The sequence below is a fragment of the Phenylobacterium sp. P4_E10 genome, assembly GCF_056401675.1.
This window is the reverse complement of the sequence record NZ_JBFUIW010000011.1, coordinates 61,688-78,349: the sequence shown is the minus strand read 5'-3', so window position 1 is coordinate 78,349 and position 16,662 is coordinate 61,688. Positions and strand designations below refer to the sequence as shown.

At 69.0% G+C, this 16,662-nt stretch carries 19 protein-coding genes; 2 read left to right on the top strand and 17 right to left on the bottom strand.

Annotated elements, in window-relative coordinates; translation table 11 throughout:
- The gene (locus tag AC1DQJ_RS13995) at positions 1–507 is read right to left on the bottom strand and encodes an N-acetyltransferase family protein (RefSeq protein ID WP_477604280.1); all 507 of its coding nucleotides are present in this window, start codon (positions 505–507) and stop codon (positions 1–3) included.
- On the opposite strand from AC1DQJ_RS13995, the gene AC1DQJ_RS13990 reads away from it, so the two are divergent.
- On the top strand, positions 506–844 hold the full coding sequence (locus AC1DQJ_RS13990; protein WP_477604278.1) for a TfoX/Sxy family protein: 339 nt from the start codon (positions 506–508) through the stop codon (positions 842–844). The genes AC1DQJ_RS13995 and AC1DQJ_RS13990 overlap by 2 nt on opposite strands.
- Before the next feature lie 132 nt (positions 845–976).
- On the opposite strand, the gene AC1DQJ_RS13985 is transcribed toward AC1DQJ_RS13990, so the two are convergent.
- From AC1DQJ_RS13985 to AC1DQJ_RS13970, 4 genes are all read right to left on the bottom strand, one after another.
- On the bottom strand, positions 977–1,834 hold the full coding sequence (locus AC1DQJ_RS13985) for an SDR family oxidoreductase (protein WP_477604276.1): 858 nt from the start codon (positions 1,832–1,834) through the stop codon (positions 977–979).
- The gene (locus AC1DQJ_RS13980) at positions 1,831–2,790 is read right to left on the bottom strand and encodes an oxidoreductase (RefSeq protein ID WP_477604274.1); all 960 of its coding nucleotides are present in this window, start codon (positions 2,788–2,790) and stop codon (positions 1,831–1,833) included. The genes AC1DQJ_RS13985 and AC1DQJ_RS13980 overlap by 4 nt, the downstream gene beginning before the upstream one ends.
- 3 nt (positions 2,791–2,793) lie before the next feature.
- A complete protein-coding gene (locus tag AC1DQJ_RS13975) occupies positions 2,794–3,573 on the bottom strand; it encodes an enoyl-CoA hydratase-related protein (RefSeq protein ID WP_477604272.1) in 780 nt (259 codons plus the stop codon).
- Between the two features lie 201 nt (positions 3,574–3,774).
- A complete protein-coding gene (locus tag AC1DQJ_RS13970) occupies positions 3,775–4,839 on the bottom strand; it encodes an MBL fold metallo-hydrolase (protein WP_477604270.1) in 1,065 nt (354 codons plus the stop codon).
- A 171-nt stretch (positions 4,840–5,010) separates the two neighbouring features.
- Here AC1DQJ_RS13970 and AC1DQJ_RS13965 point away from each other — a divergent pair, with 171 nt between their 5' ends.
- A complete protein-coding gene (locus AC1DQJ_RS13965) occupies positions 5,011–6,333 on the top strand; it encodes a hypothetical protein (protein ID WP_477604268.1) in 1,323 nt (440 codons plus the stop codon).
- 565 nt (positions 6,334–6,898) lie between these two features.
- On the opposite strand, the gene AC1DQJ_RS13960 is transcribed toward AC1DQJ_RS13965, so the two are convergent.
- The 12 genes from AC1DQJ_RS13960 to AC1DQJ_RS13905 form a co-directional block, all read right to left on the bottom strand.
- The gene (locus AC1DQJ_RS13960) at positions 6,899–7,159 is read right to left on the bottom strand and encodes a hypothetical protein (protein ID WP_477604266.1); all 261 of its coding nucleotides are present in this window, start codon (positions 7,157–7,159) and stop codon (positions 6,899–6,901) included.
- A gap of 7 nt (positions 7,160–7,166) precedes the next feature.
- Positions 7,167–7,310 carry a hypothetical protein gene (locus AC1DQJ_RS13955; protein ID WP_477604264.1) on the bottom strand — a complete coding sequence of 48 codons (144 nt, stop codon included), beginning with the start codon at positions 7,308–7,310 and terminating at the stop codon, positions 7,167–7,169.
- 12 nt (positions 7,311–7,322) lie between these two features.
- Positions 7,323–7,682 (bottom strand): DUF6481 family protein, encoded by a 360-nt coding sequence (locus AC1DQJ_RS13950; RefSeq protein WP_477604262.1) that lies wholly within the window; start codon positions 7,680–7,682, stop codon positions 7,323–7,325.
- A 15-nt stretch (positions 7,683–7,697) separates the two neighbouring features.
- Positions 7,698–7,889 carry a hypothetical protein gene (locus tag AC1DQJ_RS13945; RefSeq protein ID WP_477604260.1) on the bottom strand — a complete coding sequence of 64 codons (192 nt, stop codon included), beginning with the start codon at positions 7,887–7,889 and terminating at the stop codon, positions 7,698–7,700.
- Positions 7,890–7,941: 52 nt separating this feature from the next.
- Positions 7,942–8,151: a cold-shock protein gene (locus AC1DQJ_RS13940; protein ID WP_477604258.1), complete on the bottom strand. Its 210-nt coding sequence runs from the start codon at positions 8,149–8,151 to the stop codon at positions 7,942–7,944.
- A 262-nt stretch (positions 8,152–8,413) separates the two neighbouring features.
- Positions 8,414–9,799 carry an RNB domain-containing ribonuclease gene (locus tag AC1DQJ_RS13935; protein WP_477604256.1) on the bottom strand — a complete coding sequence of 462 codons (1,386 nt, stop codon included), beginning with the start codon at positions 9,797–9,799 and terminating at the stop codon, positions 8,414–8,416.
- Positions 9,800–9,890: 91 nt separating this feature from the next.
- Complete coding sequence (locus tag AC1DQJ_RS13930) at positions 9,891–10,019, bottom strand: hypothetical protein (protein WP_477604254.1); 129 nt, start codon at positions 10,017–10,019, stop codon at positions 9,891–9,893.
- A gap of 118 nt (positions 10,020–10,137) precedes the next feature.
- Positions 10,138–10,833 (bottom strand): DUF4336 domain-containing protein, encoded by a 696-nt coding sequence (locus tag AC1DQJ_RS13925; RefSeq protein WP_477604252.1) that lies wholly within the window; start codon positions 10,831–10,833, stop codon positions 10,138–10,140.
- 14 nt (positions 10,834–10,847) lie between these two features.
- Positions 10,848–12,389 carry an acetolactate synthase large subunit gene (locus tag AC1DQJ_RS13920; protein WP_477604250.1) on the bottom strand — a complete coding sequence of 514 codons (1,542 nt, stop codon included), beginning with the start codon at positions 12,387–12,389 and terminating at the stop codon, positions 10,848–10,850.
- A 2-nt stretch (positions 12,390–12,391) separates the two neighbouring features.
- Positions 12,392–14,161 carry a feruloyl-CoA synthase gene (locus AC1DQJ_RS13915; protein ID WP_477604248.1) on the bottom strand — a complete coding sequence of 590 codons (1,770 nt, stop codon included), beginning with the start codon at positions 14,159–14,161 and terminating at the stop codon, positions 12,392–12,394.
- A gap of 42 nt (positions 14,162–14,203) precedes the next feature.
- Positions 14,204–15,229, bottom strand: coding sequence for a DUF898 family protein (locus tag AC1DQJ_RS13910; RefSeq protein ID WP_477604247.1), 1,026 nt, complete (start codon positions 15,227–15,229; stop codon positions 14,204–14,206).
- Between the two features lie 92 nt (positions 15,230–15,321).
- Positions 15,322–16,656 carry a dihydroorotase gene (locus AC1DQJ_RS13905; RefSeq protein WP_477604245.1) on the bottom strand — a complete coding sequence of 445 codons (1,335 nt, stop codon included), beginning with the start codon at positions 16,654–16,656 and terminating at the stop codon, positions 15,322–15,324.
- Positions 16,657–16,662 lie beyond the last annotated feature (6 nt).

The window sequence follows — 16,662 nt, the reverse complement described above, 5'->3', positions numbered from 1 at the left end:
CTAACCCGCCGCCAGCGCCTTCAGTGGCTCGCCTGTCAGCCGCCGCACGATCCATTCGGTCTGCGCGCTCGCCCCCAGCGAATCGTAGAAGGCGATCGACGGCGCGTTCCAGTCCAGTACCGACCATTCCAGCCGCGCCAGCCCCTCGGCCTCGCAGCGCTGAGCCAGCCGCCGCAGCAGCGCCTTGCCGGCCCCCAGGCCGCGCGCCTCCGGAACCACGAACAGATCCTCCAGATAGATCCCGTGCCGGCCCCGGAAGGTCGAGTAGTTGTAGAACCACAGCGCAAAGCCGACCGGCTGGCCGTCCGCCTCGGCGATGTCGCAGAACGCCCGCGGGTTGTCGCCGAACAGGTGGCCGGCGATGTCGTCCTGCGTCGCCTCCACCTCGTCCAGCAGCTTTTCGTACTCGGCCAGCGCGCGGATGAAGCCATAGATCAGCGCGCCGTCGGCCGGGACCGCCGGGCGAACTTGCACCTGCGCCGCCGGCGCGATCTTCTCCTGGCCCATGCCCGTCTCTCCCGACTTCCTCGACTACGTGCTCGAACAGCTGCAGCCGCTGGGCGGCGTCACCCATCGCAGAATGTTCAGCGGCGTCGGCCTCTCGCGGCATGAGCTGTTCTTCGCCCTCATCGCCGACGACGTGCTCTACTTCAAGGCCGACGACGTGAGCCGGCCCGCGTTCGAGGACGCCGGCTGCGAGCCGTTCAAGCCGTTCGGCGGCGACAAGCCGATGAGCTACTGGACGGTCCCGCTGGAAGCCCTCGAAGACCCAGACGAAATGGCCGCCTGGACCACCCGAGCCCTCGACTCGGCCCTGCGGGCGAAGGCGGGCAAGCGGCGCTGACCAATTCCTCCCTTTCTGGGGGAGGTTGATCGGCGCACAGCGCCGAGACGGAGGGGGCCTGCTGACTCAGCCAGCCCCCTCAGTCAGCCATCCGGGTGACAGCTCCCCCAGCGGGGGAGCATCTGAGACGGTTCAGCCGATCACCACGCCAGGCGGCGGAACGCTGTCCTCCGGCACGAAGAAGTCCGGCATCAGCTTGGTCGTCGGATCGACCCGGTACTTGTCGAAATCCCGCTCGCCCTCGTCGTAGAGGAAGCTGTCGTCGATCAGGAAGTTGCCGGTGAACTCCCGGCTGGGCTTCTCGAAGATCGCGTGCGCCGCGTCGGCCATGATCTCCGGCGTGCGGCAGGCCTTCATGCCCTCCTCGCCAGCCAGGGCGAACTTGATCGCCGCGGTGGCGATGCCGGTGCGCGGCCACAGGGCGTTGAAGGCGATGCCGTCCTCGCGGAACTCCTCGGCCATGCCCAGCACGCACATGCTCATGCCGAACTTGGCCATGGTGTAGGCCACATGCCCCTGGAACCACTTGGGGCTCATGTCCAGCGGCGGCGACAGCATCAGCACATGCGGGTTGGCCGCCTTCTTCAGGTGGGGGATGCAGGCCTTCGAAGTCAGGTAGGTGCCCCGCGCGTTGACCTGGTTCATCAGGTCGTAGCGCTTCATGTCGGTGGCCAGGGTGGGTGTCAGTTGGATGGCCGAGGCGTTGTTCACGCAGATGTCGATGCCGCCGAACGCAGCGACGGTCTTCTCGACCGCCTCGTAGACGCTGGCCTCGTCGCGCACGTCGACCACCAGCGGCAGCGCCTTGCCGCCCGCCTTCTCGATCTCCTCGGCCGCCGAGTAGATGGTGCCGGGCAGGTGCTTGTGCGGCTCGGCGGTCTTGGCGGCGATGGCGATATTGGCGCCGTCCTTGGCCGCCCTCAACGCGATGGCCAGGCCGATGCCCCGGCTCGCGCCGGTGACGAAGAGCGTCTTGCCTTGCAGGCTCATATTCTCACTCCCGTGATTTCTTCCGACATCGCCCACAGGCGGTCCGCATCGTCCGGATCCAGCGCGTGCGGCATGACCCCTTTCACCGGGTTGTCAGCGCTCCAGGGACCGGCTTCCGCGCAGTCCTCCAGATAGAGCCCGCCGATCCCTTCCAGTTCCTCGCCGACCGCGGCCCAGACGCTGGTCGAGGCGCCCTGCTCGGGCGTCTTGAAGCCCTCGCGGACATTGCCCTCGGCGTCCATCCAGCCCATCGCCACCATCTCCTCCTGGGGCAGGTAGCGCTGCAGCGGAGTCATGATGCCGCCCGGCATCACGGCGTTGGCAGTGATCCCATGCTCCTCGAAGCGGGTGCTGTAGCCCACCGCGAACAGCGAGTTGGCGGTCTTCGACTGACCGTAGGCCTCCCACTTGTCGTAGGGCCGAGTCAGGTAGTTGGGGTCGTCCCAGTTGATGCCGCTGCGCCGGTGGCCGATCGACGACAGCGCCACCACCCGCGCCGTGCGGTCTTCCTCGGCCGCGTTCAACAGCGCCCGGGTCAGGCCCAGGGCCAGCACGAAGTGGCCGAAGTGGTTGGTGCCGATCTGCAGCTCAAGGTCCTCGGCGGTGCGCAACAGCGGCGTGGCCATCACCCCGGCGTTGTTGATCAGGATGTCCAGCGGCTGGTCGCCCCAGGCGTCGACGAACGACCCCACCGAGCCAAGGCTGGCCAGATCCAGCGTCCCGGCCACCACTCGGTCGGCCCCGATGGCCTCGTTCATCGCCACCGCCGCCTTCTCGCCGGCCGAGCGGTCGCGCACCGCCAGCATGACGTCCGCGCCGGCCGCGGCGAGCGCCTTGGCGGTCTCGTAGCCGATCCCGCTGGCGCCGCCGGTGACGATCACGTTGCGGCCGGAGAGGTCATGGTCGCCGGCCACGATGCGGGCGGGCGTGAAGGCGCCGAAGCGCGAGCGGATCATAGGTCAGGCCACCTTGCTGAAGTCGGGCGCGCGCTTCTCGGCGAAGGCGGCGAAAGCCTCCTTGGCTTCGGCGGACTTGAGCTGGGCGGCGAAATGCGCGCCCTCCTCGTCCATGCGCTGGGAGAGGCGGACCTCGTCGCGCATCAGCGCCTTGGTGATCACCACCGCGGCCGGCGGACGCGCGGCCACCGCCTCGGCGGCGGCGCGGGCCTTGGCGCGCACCTGGTCCAGCGGCACGACCTCGTTGGCGATGCCCCACTCGACCGCCTTCCGGGCGTCGACGGCCTCGCCCAGCACGAACATCGCGAACGCCCGCGCATGGCCGATGCGGCTCGGCAGGGTAATGCTCGAGGCCGCTTCCGGCACCAGGGCCAGGTTGACGAACGGCGTGGTCAGCAGCGCGTTGTCGGCCACATAGACCAGGTCGCAGTGCAGCAGCATGGTGGTGCCCACCCCCACCGCGCGGCCGTTCACGGCGGCGATCAGCGGGGTCTTGGCCCGGGCCAGCGCCGCCAGCAGCGGATTGCCGCCGCGCCGCGCCTCATTGGCCGAGGAATCGCCGGCGTTGACCGCCGCGAAGTCGGAGATGTCGTTGCCGGCGGTGAACATGTCGCCGTTGGCCTGGATCAGGACGCAACGGACGTCCTTGTCGAACTCGGCCTGATCGATGGCGTCGCCGAGCGCCTGGTACATCTCCCGCGTCAGCGCGTTCTTCTTGTCCGGACGGTTCATGGTCAGCGTCAGCACGCCGCCGGATTTCTCGATCAGAATGTGTTCGGACATTGAAATGCGCTCCTTAACTTACGCCGTATGCTAACGCGGCGGCGGGTATGGATCGAAGCGGAAAGTTAGCAGGATGCTCCCCCGCTGGGGGAGCTGTCAGCCGGATGGCTGATCGAGGGGGACTTTGACTTTACGGGAGGGGCACAAGCCCCCTCCGCCGCGCTTCGCTCGCCACCTCCCCATAAGGGGAGGATCTAAGCCCTAAGCCGCCCGGTACCAGACCACCCCGGCCTCGTCGGCGCTCGCGGTCGCCAGGCCGCGGGCCATCAGGCAGTTGAGGTGCGCCAGGCTCTCGCCGGTGGCCATGCCCAGCACCCACTGGTCGATTTTGCGGCGGAACAGCACCGGGAACACGTCCACCGCCCGTTTCGGCTCGGCGATCAGGTTGTGCAGCCGCGAGAGGCCGCGCTCGTGCCCGCCGATCAGGTGGTCGATCCGCGCGTGCAGGCCGTGGAACGGGTCGTTGTGCGCCGGCAGCACCAGCACCTCGTTCGGCACCCTGGATTTGATCTGCGCCAGGGTGGTCAGCCACTCGGTCAGCGGATCGCCGTCCGGCTCTGTCGGGAACACCGAGACGTTCGACGAGATCTTCGGCAGCACCTGGTCGCCGGAAATGAACAGCTTGAGCTCTGGGCACCAGAGGCAGACATGCTCGGGGCTGTGGCCCGATCCGACCACCACCTTCCAGGTCCGCCCGCCGATCTCCACCTCGTCGCCGTCGCTCAGGCGCCGGAACGAGTCGGGCAGGGCGTGCAGGCCTTTGCCGAAGCCGCCGAAGCGGGCGCGGTAGTTCTCCAGCGCCTCATCGTCCCAGCCGGCCGCCTTGTAGAACTCCAGGGCGTCGGCCGGCGCCTCGCGGCCAGTGTCGGCCGCCAGCGAACGGCACATCAGGAACTCCAGGCGGCTGATCCACAGCCGGCACTGGAACTTGCGGGTCAGCCAGCCGGCCATGCCGATGTGGTCGGGGTGCATGTGCGTCACAAAAACCCGGGTCACCGGCTTGCCGCCGAGCGCCCCGGCGAAGGCCTGGCGCCAAGCCTGCTGGGTGGCCGAACCACCCATGCCTGTGTCGACTATGGCCCAGCCGCCCTCTTCCTCGATCGCCCAGACATTGATGTAGGCCAGCGACCCGCCCAGCGGCATGCGCAGCCACAGGACGCCTGGCGCCACCTCGACCGCCTCGCCGGGGCCGGGGCCCTGCTCGAATGGATAGCTGAGCCGGGCTCGCGGCGCCTGATCCTGAACTTCCTCGAAACCGTCCCGCAAAGCCTGATCCTCTTCTCGCCCCCCGCATTGTCGGCTGCGCCAGCGGCGGGGGCAAATGCGAGTTTGTTCAGGCGCCGTTTCGGTTCAGCCGCCGTTCACGACAAACTTGACCCATTGACGCAGTGGAGGCTTATGTCCGCCGCAAGGGAACCACCCAGGAGTTATTGGAAAATGAGGTCATTCATCACGGGGCTTGCCGCCACCTTGGCCGTGCTGGCCATGGCGCCGGCCGCCGTCTCCCAGGCCAAGAAAGCCGAGGAGATCACGGAAAAGGCTCGCACCCAGGGGATGGCCGAGGCTCCGGCCGTCGCCCAAGCCGCCGGCATCAACTGCAAGATCGTCGACGCCCGCTTCGTCGGCAAGGTCGCCGACAAGAAGGCCAAGACCAACACCAACTACTACGAGATCGACTGCGAACAGGGCGTGGGCTTCGTGCTCGCCGCCCTCGAAGGCGGCGCGACCACCTCCTTCACCTGCATCGAGGCCGGCACCCCGGGCCCCGACGGCAAGCCCGGCAGCCTGGCCTGTAAGCTGCCCGGCAACGCCGACCCGAAGTCGGACCTCGGCCCGATGCTCGCCGCCGCCAAGGTGTCGTGCACCCCCGAAGCCGTTCGCGGCATCGGCCAAAGCGCCACCGCCACCTATCTCGAAGTCGCCTGCCAGGGCTCGGCCCAGGGCTACGTCCTGAAGACCAGCGCCCCGATGGATCCGACCAAGCCGGTCGAAGCCACCGACTGCATGCTGTACGACGGCGGCGGTTCGAACATCTCCTGCACCCTGCGCACCAAGGAACAGCGCCTGGCGCTGGTCGACAGCCTGGCCGCCTCGGCCAACAACGGCTGCGCCGTGAAGGACAAGAAGTACGTCGGCCAGTCGCAGACGGGTTCGACCTTCTTCGAAGCCGCCTGCGCCGACGGCAAGGGCTACATGTACCGCGTCGACGCCGGCAAGCTGGCCCAGACCTACGAGTGCGCCAAGGCGCAGATGGTCATGGGCGGCTGCACCCTGACCGACGCCAAGGAAGCCGTGACCGAGCAGAACGGGCTCTACACCCGTCTGGCCAAGGCCGCCGGCTTCAACTGCGACGTCGCCAAGTACGCGCCGTTCCCCGGCCCCGCCGGCAAGGACGTCGTCGAGCTCGCCTGCACCAACCGTCCTGACGGCGGCGTCGGCGTCTTCGGCGGCCCGAACGACAAGCCGATCGTCTACGACTGCGCTCGCGCCCCGATCGCCGGCTACAAGTGCTCGTTCACCAAGCTGGACGCCGGCAGCCTCGGCCCGGTGACCGCCGACCTGAAGAAGCTCGGCAAGAACGAGTGCGCGGTCTCCAACGCCCGCGTGATCGGCAAGACCGCCAAGGGCACGACCTATATGGAAGTCGCCTGCGCCGACGGTCTGAAGGGCTACATCATCGAGTACGCCGCGGACATGAACCCGCTGAACGTCACCGGCTGCGCCTTCTCGAAGGACTGCAAGCTGCCGGGCAACGTCTAAGCGCTACGGCCTGCACTACGAACGAAGGCCCGGGGGTGACCCCGGGCCTTTTTCGTTGGGCGATCGAGCCCATCCGCCTAAACCTGACCATAGAAGCGGCGGCGGGTGTCAGTTGAACTTCTCAAGAATTAGATCCAGCCGGATCACTCAGGCGGCGCTTACGTTCGCCCTTTGCATCACGGCATACATCTGCGTCGGCGATACCGTGTGGCGTGCGACGGCCGGGATGAGCTCATTCATTCTAGGCGTCGCCTTGTGCAAATTCTGTCGGATCGGACCGCCAGACGACCTCGCCCGAACAGGATGGCTTGACCTTACGGTGCTGGGTGCCTGCGTCGTCATAGCGACTGTCATGCTGTCCAATGTCTTCGGGCTCCCAACGGTGGTCGTGATCATCGGCACCGTGGTGCCGATCGCCGCCTGGACGATCTGGTCCTGGTTCAGACTTCTACGACGCCGTGGTTCTGACACCCGGTAATCTGACGCTCAGCAACAAGGCTTCGGGCCGCAAACAAAAAGGCCCGGAGTCGCCTCCGGGCCTTTTTCGTCAGTACCGGTGGCCCGCTTAGCGCGCGACGCCGGTGATTTCCTTGATCGCGGCCTGCACCGAGGCCTTCTCGCCCGCGGCCCACACCGACTTCAGGAAGGCCAGCGTATTGCCGGCCGCGCCGTCGTAGCGCCACTCGCAGTTGGTGAAGCGGCAGTTGTCGAAGATCGGCGGCTCGCCGCCGGCGTAGATCAGGCGGGACTTCATGAACTCGCAGTCCGAGAAGACCTGCCCGTCCAGGCTGACGGTCTCATGGCTGTAAACGACACTGGTCGACATAGTCGGCTCATTCCTGATCGGTTTGCGGCGCCTCGGGAGGCCGCGCGCGTTCGCGCTCTTCGCGCTTTTCGGCGGCCTTGGCCGCCGTCTTGAGCGCCTTCAGGCGCTCGCGCTCCATGCGCTCGAACTGGTAGTTGGGCTTTCTCGCCATCGGCGCTCCTCCCTATTGCCGGGCCTTGCGTGCGGCGTAGCGGGCGTCCCGCTTGGCCTTCTGCTCGGCCTTGGTGAGCGCCTTGCGCTCCTTGCGCTCACCGCGGATCGCGTCCAGCGACGCGGCAGCGGCGGCGTCTTCGGCCAGCTTGACCGCCTCGGCGGCCTCGGCGGCGGCTTGCAGCTTCGCAGCCTTGGCTTGGCGGCGCGCTTCGCGCACCTGTTCAAGTTCGGCAGCCCGCGCCGCGCTGCGGTCGGGGATTGCGCCCGCCGTGACCGTCGGCTTGGGACGGAAATTGGCGAGCAGCGCGCTACGGGCTTCCGCCGCTGCCTTGAGGCGTTCGGAGAAGCCAGTGCGTTGAAGTTCGTTCATTTGTACTTTCGGTTGTCAGTCGGCTGGTTTGCGATCGCCGGCGGCGAGGCAGATGGCTTCAAGATGGCCACGCAGGGCGCGTGGCGCCAGCAGGGCGTCCACCGCACGGCAGCCGTCGGCCTCAAGCTGGCGCTTGAGCGAGGCGATGTCACGGGCCTGGCCCGATCGCGCGATCTGGAACGCGCGTTCAATCGTAGGAACTGTCATGATTTTTGAAGTCCCCTCCGCCGGACGCGCGTCCAGCGGAGGGGTCAGTCTCTTAGACGGATTGCAGTTGGCCGGCCGACATCTTGCCGCTGCGCTGGTCGCGCTCCAGCTCGAAGCCGATCTTTTGGCCTTCTTGCAGCGAGCCGAGGCCGGCGCGCTCCACGGCGCTGATATGGACGAACACGTCCGCGCCGCCGTCGTCAGGTTGGATGAAGCCGAAGCCCTTGGTGGGGTTGAACCACTTCACAACACCAGTCGTCATAGTTTTCATCTCTCGTTTGCAAGTTTTCGCGCGCCCCGGTCGGAGCGGTTGATCAAAATTTCGGAAAAGGTCTAGAGGGGCTCGGGCTCGATTCAAAGAACAAGCGTGAAGAGCAACTGAACCGGAAACGACATTCGATTTTTCAGTGATACCAGAAATATCGTGGAATTACCAGCGCCAATTGCCCGCGCGCAATTTCATGCGCCGCCGCCCGTTTCCTTCGGCCGATTTTATCGCAAGTTCGAGCCTGGCGCACGCCCGTTCAGGCGGTTCGCCGGAAGGTCGCCGGTGGTTGCTCCGGGTCGGCGCTCTCCAATCGCACGATCAGCTCATCGCCGATTTCGACGCTGTGGGCGGTGATCCGCGCCACCACCGGCAACTCGCAAAGCTGCATGCGAGCGCCGCGCTCGTCGATGTCGGTGACCACCGCCCGGAAGGTCTCGCCCTCCCGGCCGCGCAACATCACGGTTTCGGCCAGGTCGACCACCGCCCGGTCCACCTGCCCGGCCTTGGCCGCCGCCTTGGCCATGACCTGCGGCAGCTTCTCGAACGCCTGCGTCGCGGCTGGCGGAACCGGCCGGCCGTTGGCGATGGCCAGGGTCGTATCGACCACATAGCGGTCGGCCAGGCGGCGCAGCGGCGCGGTGGCGTGGGCGTAGGTCGCCGCCATCGCCGCGTGCCAGGGCGCGTCGCCTTCCTGGAAGGGCACATAGCTGGCCGGCAAACCGGCCCGCCGCACGGCCAGCATGAACGCCGCCTGCTTCGCGTCGTGAGGATCCAGGGTCAGCTCGAACTGCGCCAGGCTGGCCATCTCCGGCCAGACCAGGCCGAACGCCCGGGCGGTCTGCCGCAGCCGCTTCACCGCCCGCGCATCAGGCTCGGGCATCACCCGGAACAGGCCGGTGCGATGGGCCTGCAGCAACTTGGCCACCGCCAGGTTGGTCGCCAGCGACAGGGCCGCATTCTGCTCCTCCGACTCGGCGCGGGGTCGGAACCGCAGCTGCAGACGCCCCTCGCCCAGGTCCGCCACCTCCTGTTCGGGCGGATCGACGCGCACCGCGCCCCGCCGCGCCTCGGCTTCGCGGATTCGGTCGGCCAGCTCGGCGAAGCCCTCGGGCAGCTCGGCGGGCGTGACCCGGTCATAGGCCAGCTTGGCTACGCTGCGAATGATCGCCCGCTCGGCGCCCTCCAGCTGCACGTCGCCGTCCGGGCCGATGCGCACGGTGAAGATCACCGCCGGCCGCGGCCCGCTTGGCAGCAGGCTGGCCGCACCCTCGCTCAGCGCCGGCGGATAGAGCCCCGCCTTGCCGTCCGGCAGATACAGCGTCGCCCCGCGCCGCCACGCCTCAAGGTCGAGCGGCCCGCCGTCCTGCACGAACCACGACACGTCGGCGATGGCGTAGTGCAGCAGCAGGTCGCCGCCGCTGCGCTCGATGGCGAACGCCTGGTCGAGATCGGTGGAGGCGGCCGGATCCAGGGTGACGAACGGCCGCTCCGTGCGGTCGACGTGCTCGCTGGGCGCGCGCTGCGCGGCCAGCTCGGCCGCGGCCAGGACTTCCGGTGGAAAGCCCTCAGGAACCTGAAAGCGGGCGCGCAGCTGGGCCAGGCCCAGGCTCAGCGCCCTGTTGGGATCGGTCAGCGCCTTCATGCCCAAGGTCTGTCAGGGAATATTGCGCCGCTCAAACGAAAAGGCCCGCGGATCGCTCCGCGGGCCTTTGCCGTAGATTGGGGTCGGGCCCTTAGGCGGCCGACGGCAGGTGCGAGCCCTCGTCGCCACGCAGGCGCGCCAGGACGTTGCCCACGAACGCGTTGACCGCGCGGTAGAAGGCCAGCTGACCCTCGATGTTTTCGTATTCTGCAAACAGCATGATCGCCTCCAGTTGCTGAATGCTACCTATGCTGCAATGCACACAAAATCAATGGTGCGACGCAATATTTCAGATTGTGATGAAAAAAGTGAGCTCTACCGCAGCGATCAGATTCCGCTTAGAGCCATCGGAAGGCCCGCCGTATGAACGCCTGGCCGTCGCGCTCTACCGGCTCGGCATGGGCCATCAGCACACGCTGCGAGGGCCACACAAGGATCCGCTGAAGCCCGGCGCGGGCGGCGCGGCGATAGACGAAGGCGTTGCGGAACTTCCGGGGGACTTCCGGCTCGGGTCCTGCCATCAGGTCGAGCCTGGCGATCACAGCCCGCCAGCCGCTGAACCAGGTCGGGCTGAAGTGCTGGATCAGGTCGGTGAAGATCGCCGTGCTGCTCTGGCGGTGGAAGAACACCGCCTCCGTCGTGATCAGGTTGCCGCGCATCAGGACCTGGTCGATCTCTTGCGCCCACGCCGCGTCAGGCGTGTCCGTCAGATCGCCGTCGAACGCGAGGTCCTTGCGCCGCCGGCGCAGCCCCGGCGCGGCGAACAGCCGGGCGGCCGGATAGGCGCCTCGCCATTCAGCCAGGAATGAGTCGTGCAGCGAGTTAGGCGCGATCAGGTATCGCACCTCGCCCAACGCATCGACCGCCGCCCGCAGATCGTCCGAAAGCGCCACCGGCGACCAGATGAACAGCGACCCGCCCGCGAGGCGGATGACGGCCATGCGCGTCGGATAGTGAAAGCCGCCGGCCGCCGTGACGGTCGGCCCGCTCCCGATCCAGATCTCGGGACCGAATTCCTCGAGCGCGGCCGCCAAGCGCCCCTCGCCGCCTAGATCGCTGCTTCGATGAAGTGCGGGCCCGGCTCGGCCATGGCGCGGGCGAAGGCGGCGTCGAAGTCCTCGGCGGTTTCGCAGCGCACTGCCGAGACGCCCAGGCCCTTGGCCACCGACACCCAGTCGATCTTCGGATCGCCCAGGTCCAGCAGCTTGCTGGCCGACGGTCCCGGATTGCCCGAGCCGGTGCGGCCCATCTCGATGTTGAGAATCCGGTACGAGTGGTTGGCGAACACCACCACCGTCACGTCCTGCTTCTCGCGCGCCATCGTCCACAGGCTCTGCACCGTGTACATCGCCGAGCCGTCGCCGTTCAGCGAGATCACCTTGCGATCCGGCGCGGCGGTCGCGGCCCCGATCGCCAGCGGACCGCCAATCCCGATCGCCCCGCCGGTCAGGGCCAGCACGTCATGCGGCCGGGCCGTAGCGCAGGGCACGGCGATGCCGCCGCCCGAGGTGACCGAGTCGTCGCAGATGATCGCGCCTTCCGGCAGGTGGCGCGCCACCGACTGGCCCGCCGCCTGCGGGGTCAACGGGCCGCTCGGCGCGCCGTCGGCCACCTTGAACGGCTGCGAAGGGCCGCTGGCCGGGGCGCCGAGCGCGTCGGCCAAGGCCGCCAGCCCGGCCACCGCGTCTTCCGAACGCTGCGCCAGGGTCGTGGTCTCGCAGCCTTCGGGGACCAGCACGCTCGGACGATCCGGATAGGCGAAGAACGCCACCGGCGTCACCGTGCCGACGAACACCAGCAGGTCCGTGCCGGCCAGGTCGGCCAGCGCCGCCTCGCCGAAATACTGCATGCGCGCCGGCTGGAAGACTCCGGCCCCGCGCGGCTGGCGTGCGACGAAGGTGTCGGCCATCACCCGCACCCCGGCCGCCTGCAGGCGCGCGGCCTGCTCCAGGGCCTTGGCGCTGGTCGCCTGCCCGCCCAGCAGAATCACCGGCTTGGCGGCGGCGCGGATCTTCTTGGCGACCTCGTCGACCACAGCGCCCGCGGGCGCGGCGCGCACCGGCTTGGTCGCTTTGGCCACGCCGTTCTTGGTCTCCAGCCAGGCGGAATCGGCCGGCAGGATCAGGCTGACCGGACCGCCGGGCGGCCCATAGCTGGCCTCGACCGCCTCGGCGGTGATCTGCGCCACGCTGTCGGGCGTGTCGGCCGACTTCACCCACAGCGAGTTGGGCCCGACGATGGTCGGGATGTCGGAGTTCAGCGGCGCGTCGTACTGGCGGTGATAGGTGGCGTGGTCGCCGATCACGTTGACGATCGGGGTGAAGGCGCGCCGTGCATTGTGCAGGTTGGCCAGGCCGTTGCCGTAGCCCGGCCCCAGGTGCAGCAAGGTGCAGGCCGGGGTCTCGGCGATCCGTCCATAGCCGTCGGCCGCGCCGGTCGCCACGCCTTCGAACAGGCACAGCACCGGTCGCATCTTCGGCTGGCGGTCCAGCGCTGCGACGAACTGCATCTCGCTGGTGCCCGGATTGGCGAAGCAGGCGGTGACCTCGTTGGCCACCAGGGTCTCGATCAGGGCGTCGGCGCCGTTCATGTTCAGAACACCATCACATCAGAAGCATCGGAAAACAGTCGCTCGGCCGCCGCAGCCCTCAGGGTCCGGGCGATCGGCTGGGCGATATAGCCCTTGTCGGTGATTTCGCCGGCGTGCGGGTCCGGCGCGGTCTCCAGCACCAGCGCCCGGGCGACCTTGCCGCCGGAGCCCTTGGCCGCCGCGTTGAACCGCTCGATCCCGGCCCGCACCGCCGCCTCGACCTCGCCGCGCGGCAGGTTCGGATTGGGATAGAACAGCAGGCCCACCGCCTCGCGGCCCTCGCCGCAGACCACCGCGTCAGTGACCGCGTCGCCCACCGCCGAGACCGCCTTCACCCGCAGGTCGCCGACCGTCACGAAGGTGCCGCTGGCTAGCTTGAAGTTCTCGGAAATGCGGCCATCGAAGGCCAGGCCCTGGCTGGGATCGGCCTCGTCGGCGAACCGCGCCGCATCGCCCAGCAGATAGAAGCCCTCATCGTCGAAGCTCTGCGCCGACAGCTCCGGCCGTCCCAGATAGCCCGGCGAGACCTGCGGTCCCTTCACCCGGAACTCCAGCTTGCCCGCCGCCGGGGTGAGCTTCACCGCCGTGCCCGGCACCGGCAGGCCGATCAGCCCCATGCGCTCGTTGCGCCAGTGGACGTTGCAGGCCGTCGGCCCGGTCTCCGTCGCCCCATAGCCGGACGCGAAGCTGATCTTCTCGCCCACGGTCGCCACCGCCACCGCCTGGATGCGGTCGCAGACGTCCTGGCCCAGCGCCGCGCCGCCGTACTGCAGCACCCGCACCTTTTCGAAGAAGGTCCGCGCCAGGTCCTCGTCGCGCTCCAGCTCGCCGGCGAACAGCATCCAGCCGGCCGGGACCATGTTGTGATAGGTGGTCGCCACCTCCTTGAGGTTCCGCACCGTCTCGCCGAACCGCCCGGCCACCGGCTGGCCGGCGTCGATAAAGACGCTGCCGCCGCGGTGCAGCGCCATATGCAGGATCGAGTTGGCCCCCAGGCTGTGGCTCCAGGGCGCGGAGTTGACCATCACCGGCGGCTCGTCATCGGCGAAGCAGGCCGCGATCTGCGCCGCGTTGGTGGCGATCCCCCGGTGCAGGCAGATCACCACCTTGGGCAGGCCGGTGGAGCCCGAGGTCAGCAGGTACTTGGCGTGATCGTCAGGTTTCGCCGTGGCGTTGACCCCGGCCGATTTCAGGAGCCGCTCCAGCGGCACGTCGCCCGGCCGCGGGTTCTTGCCCGCCACGACCGGCAGCCCGGCCAGGAACGGCGCGGCCAGCGCCTCGCCAAACAGCTCCGCGTCCTCGGTATAGATCGCCGCCGGCCTCAGCACCTCGACCGCATGGGCCAGCCGCGACAGGTTCGCGCCCGGCAGACCGTACTGCGGGGAGACCGGCGCCACCGGCATCCCCTGGCTCATCGCCGCGTACTTGATCAGCGCATGGTCGACGCCGTTGCGCGCCAGGATCAGCAGCGGCCGCGTCCCGACCACGCCCAGCTCGCGCAAGCCGCCGGCCAGCGCCCGCACCGCGTCGCGCGCCTCGCCGAACGCGACCTCCCGCCAACCCTCGCCCGACCGCTCGGCCAGCCAGGTCCGCGCCGGCGCTTCGAGCGCCCAGCGGTCCAGCGCCTGGGTCATTGTGGTGAAAGCGCCCGAATAGGCGGTCGGATTGGAGAGGATCAGCTCGCCGCCGCCCCTCGTCTCGATCTCCAATTGGGCCGGCGCGTAGCGCGGATCGCGGAACGAGGCGTCGAGGGGGCGGATTCTGGCGTCCATGAGCGCTAGCCTTAGCGGGCGTCAGCGCGAGAAGGAAGCCGCCTAGGCGGCCTGCGGTTCGCCTCTTGCCTGCACCGATGCGCGCGCCACGCCCGTCGCCCGCCGCCCCAGCCGCGCGAACACGAACGCCCACTCCCGCGCCTGCGCCCAGGGCGAGAGCGCGCCCAGCGAGACCAGCCGCGCCAGGTCGCCGGTCAGGGTCTGCGCCGCGCTCTCGCGCCAGCCCAGCTCCAGGCTAAACCCGAACCCCGCCGCAATGGCCGTGCGCCGGGCGGCCCCGTACGGCGCCCATATCACTCGCAGCAGCAGCCACAGGCCCGCGGTCAGCGCCGACAGCGCCGCCAACTGCCCAATGCTCGGCGCCGCCCCCACGTCGGGGGTTGGGAAGAAGCCGGAGGCCAGGCCCAGCAGCACGCCGGCGCTGAACAGCCCGATCATCACCGTCCCGAACCAGCCGATCGCAAAGGCGCTGTAGAGCGGATGGCGCGCTGCGCCGGCGGCGTCGAAGGTCAGCACGCGTCCCTGATGGCGAAGCCCGCCCCACAGCTTGGCGTCCCGCGTCCGGTCGGCCCGCGGCCGCCGCCAGCCCAGCGTGACCAGGCTGAGCGCGGCGTCCTGCAGCTCGCCCAGAGCGAACCGCGCCGGCGAGCCGTCGACCACGAACACCGCCCCGCGCCACTCGGTGCGCGCGGCCAGATAGACGAAGCCGGCGAACCGCGAGAACCCTTCGAAGAACCCCGCCGCCGCCAGTCCCGCCAAGGCGATTGGCGCACCCCAGATCCCGTAGCTGCGCAAACCCCAGACCACGGCCGCCAGCGCCCCGCCGACCAGCGTCAGGCGCAGCAGGAAGCCGATCAACAGCTCCAGCCCGCCCCCGCCGTAGTCCAGCGGCTCGTCATCCAGGTCGATGGCGCCCCAGATCCAGCGGCGCAGCTCACTGCGGCCCCAGAACCGGTGGACGCCCAGGGTCAGGACGTTCAGCGCGCCGTTGCGCAGGCTGAGCGCCAGGAAAGCGCGCACGTCGAGGCGGCCCTGGATACTCAACTCACTGCAGTCGGATCGCGACACGCTACTCCCCGCGCCCATGCCGGCTCATGCCGGCCCCCGGACATACCCCAGAAGCCTCGCGGCCGTTTGCGGCTTCCCCGCTCGGGTGAGTCCTACCCGCCGAGGGTCTCGGCGAACCGAACCGGCTGGCCGGTGCTCGGCGCGACCAGCTCGTCGTCGCGCATCACCACCGTGCCGCGGATGATCGTCGCCGTCGGCCAGCCCTTGGCCTCGAAGCCGTCGAACGGGGTCCAGCCGACCCGGGTGGACATGTCCTCGTGCTTGATCGTGCGGCGGGCCTTCATGTCCACCACGGTGATGTCGGCGTCGTAGCCGACCGCGAGGCGGCCCTTGTCGGCCATGCCGAACACCCGGTTGGCGCCATGGCTGGTCAGGTCGACGAACCGCTCGAGGCTCAGCCGCCCCTCGTTCACGTGGGTCAGCATCACCGGCACCAGGGTTTGCACGCCGGGCATGCCCGAGGGCGAGGCCGGATAGGGCCGGGCCTTCTCGTCCTTGGTGTGCGGCGCGTGGTCGGAGCCGAGCACGTCGGCGATCCCCGCCGCGATCCCGTGCCACAGCCCGGCCTGATGATAGGCGTTGCGGATCGGCGGGTTCATCTGGGCGTAGCCCTTCAGCCGCTCATAGGCCTCCGGCGCCGTCAGGGTCAGGTGCTGCGGCGTGACCTCGACGCTGGCCACGTCCTTGTGCAGCGCCAGGAACTCGATCTCCTCGCGGGTGGTCACGTGCAGCACGTGGATGCGCTTGCCCAGCGCCTTGGCGATGCGCACCAGCCGATGCGTGGATTCAAGCGCCGAGGCGGCGTCGCGCACCTCCTCGTGGCTGGTCCAGTCGCCGGTGCGGGCCAGCGGCCGGCGCTCGGCCAGCCGGTATTCGTCCTCGGAGTGGAAGGCCGCGCGGCGGTTCACATGCCGCAGCACCTGCTCGATGCCCTCGTCGTCCTGCACCAGCAGGCTGCCGGTCGAGGCGCCCATGAACACCTTGATCCCGCAGCAGCCGGGCAGCCGCTCCAGCTCGCCGAGGAACTTGGCGTTCTCGTGGGTGCCGCCGACATAGAAGGCGTGATCGGTGTGCATCCGGCCGGCCGCGCGGTGCAGCTTGTCGGCCAGGGCGTCCGGGTCGGTGGTGGTCGGCTCGGTGTTCGGCATTTCGAACACCGCGACCACGCCGCCCATGGCCGCGGCGCGCGATCCGGTCTCCAGGTCTTCCTTCCACTCCAGGCCCGGCTCGCGGAAGTGCACCTGCGTGTCGATCACGCCGGGCAGCACGGTCAGCCCCTTGGCGTCGAACACCTGCCCGGCGCTGGCCTGGCTCAGGTCGCCGATCTCGACGATCTTGCCGGCGCGCACGCCCACGTCAGCCTGGCCGCGGCCGGCATGGTTCACCACCTCGCCGCCCCTCACGATGAGGTCGAAGGTCTCGGGCATGTGTCG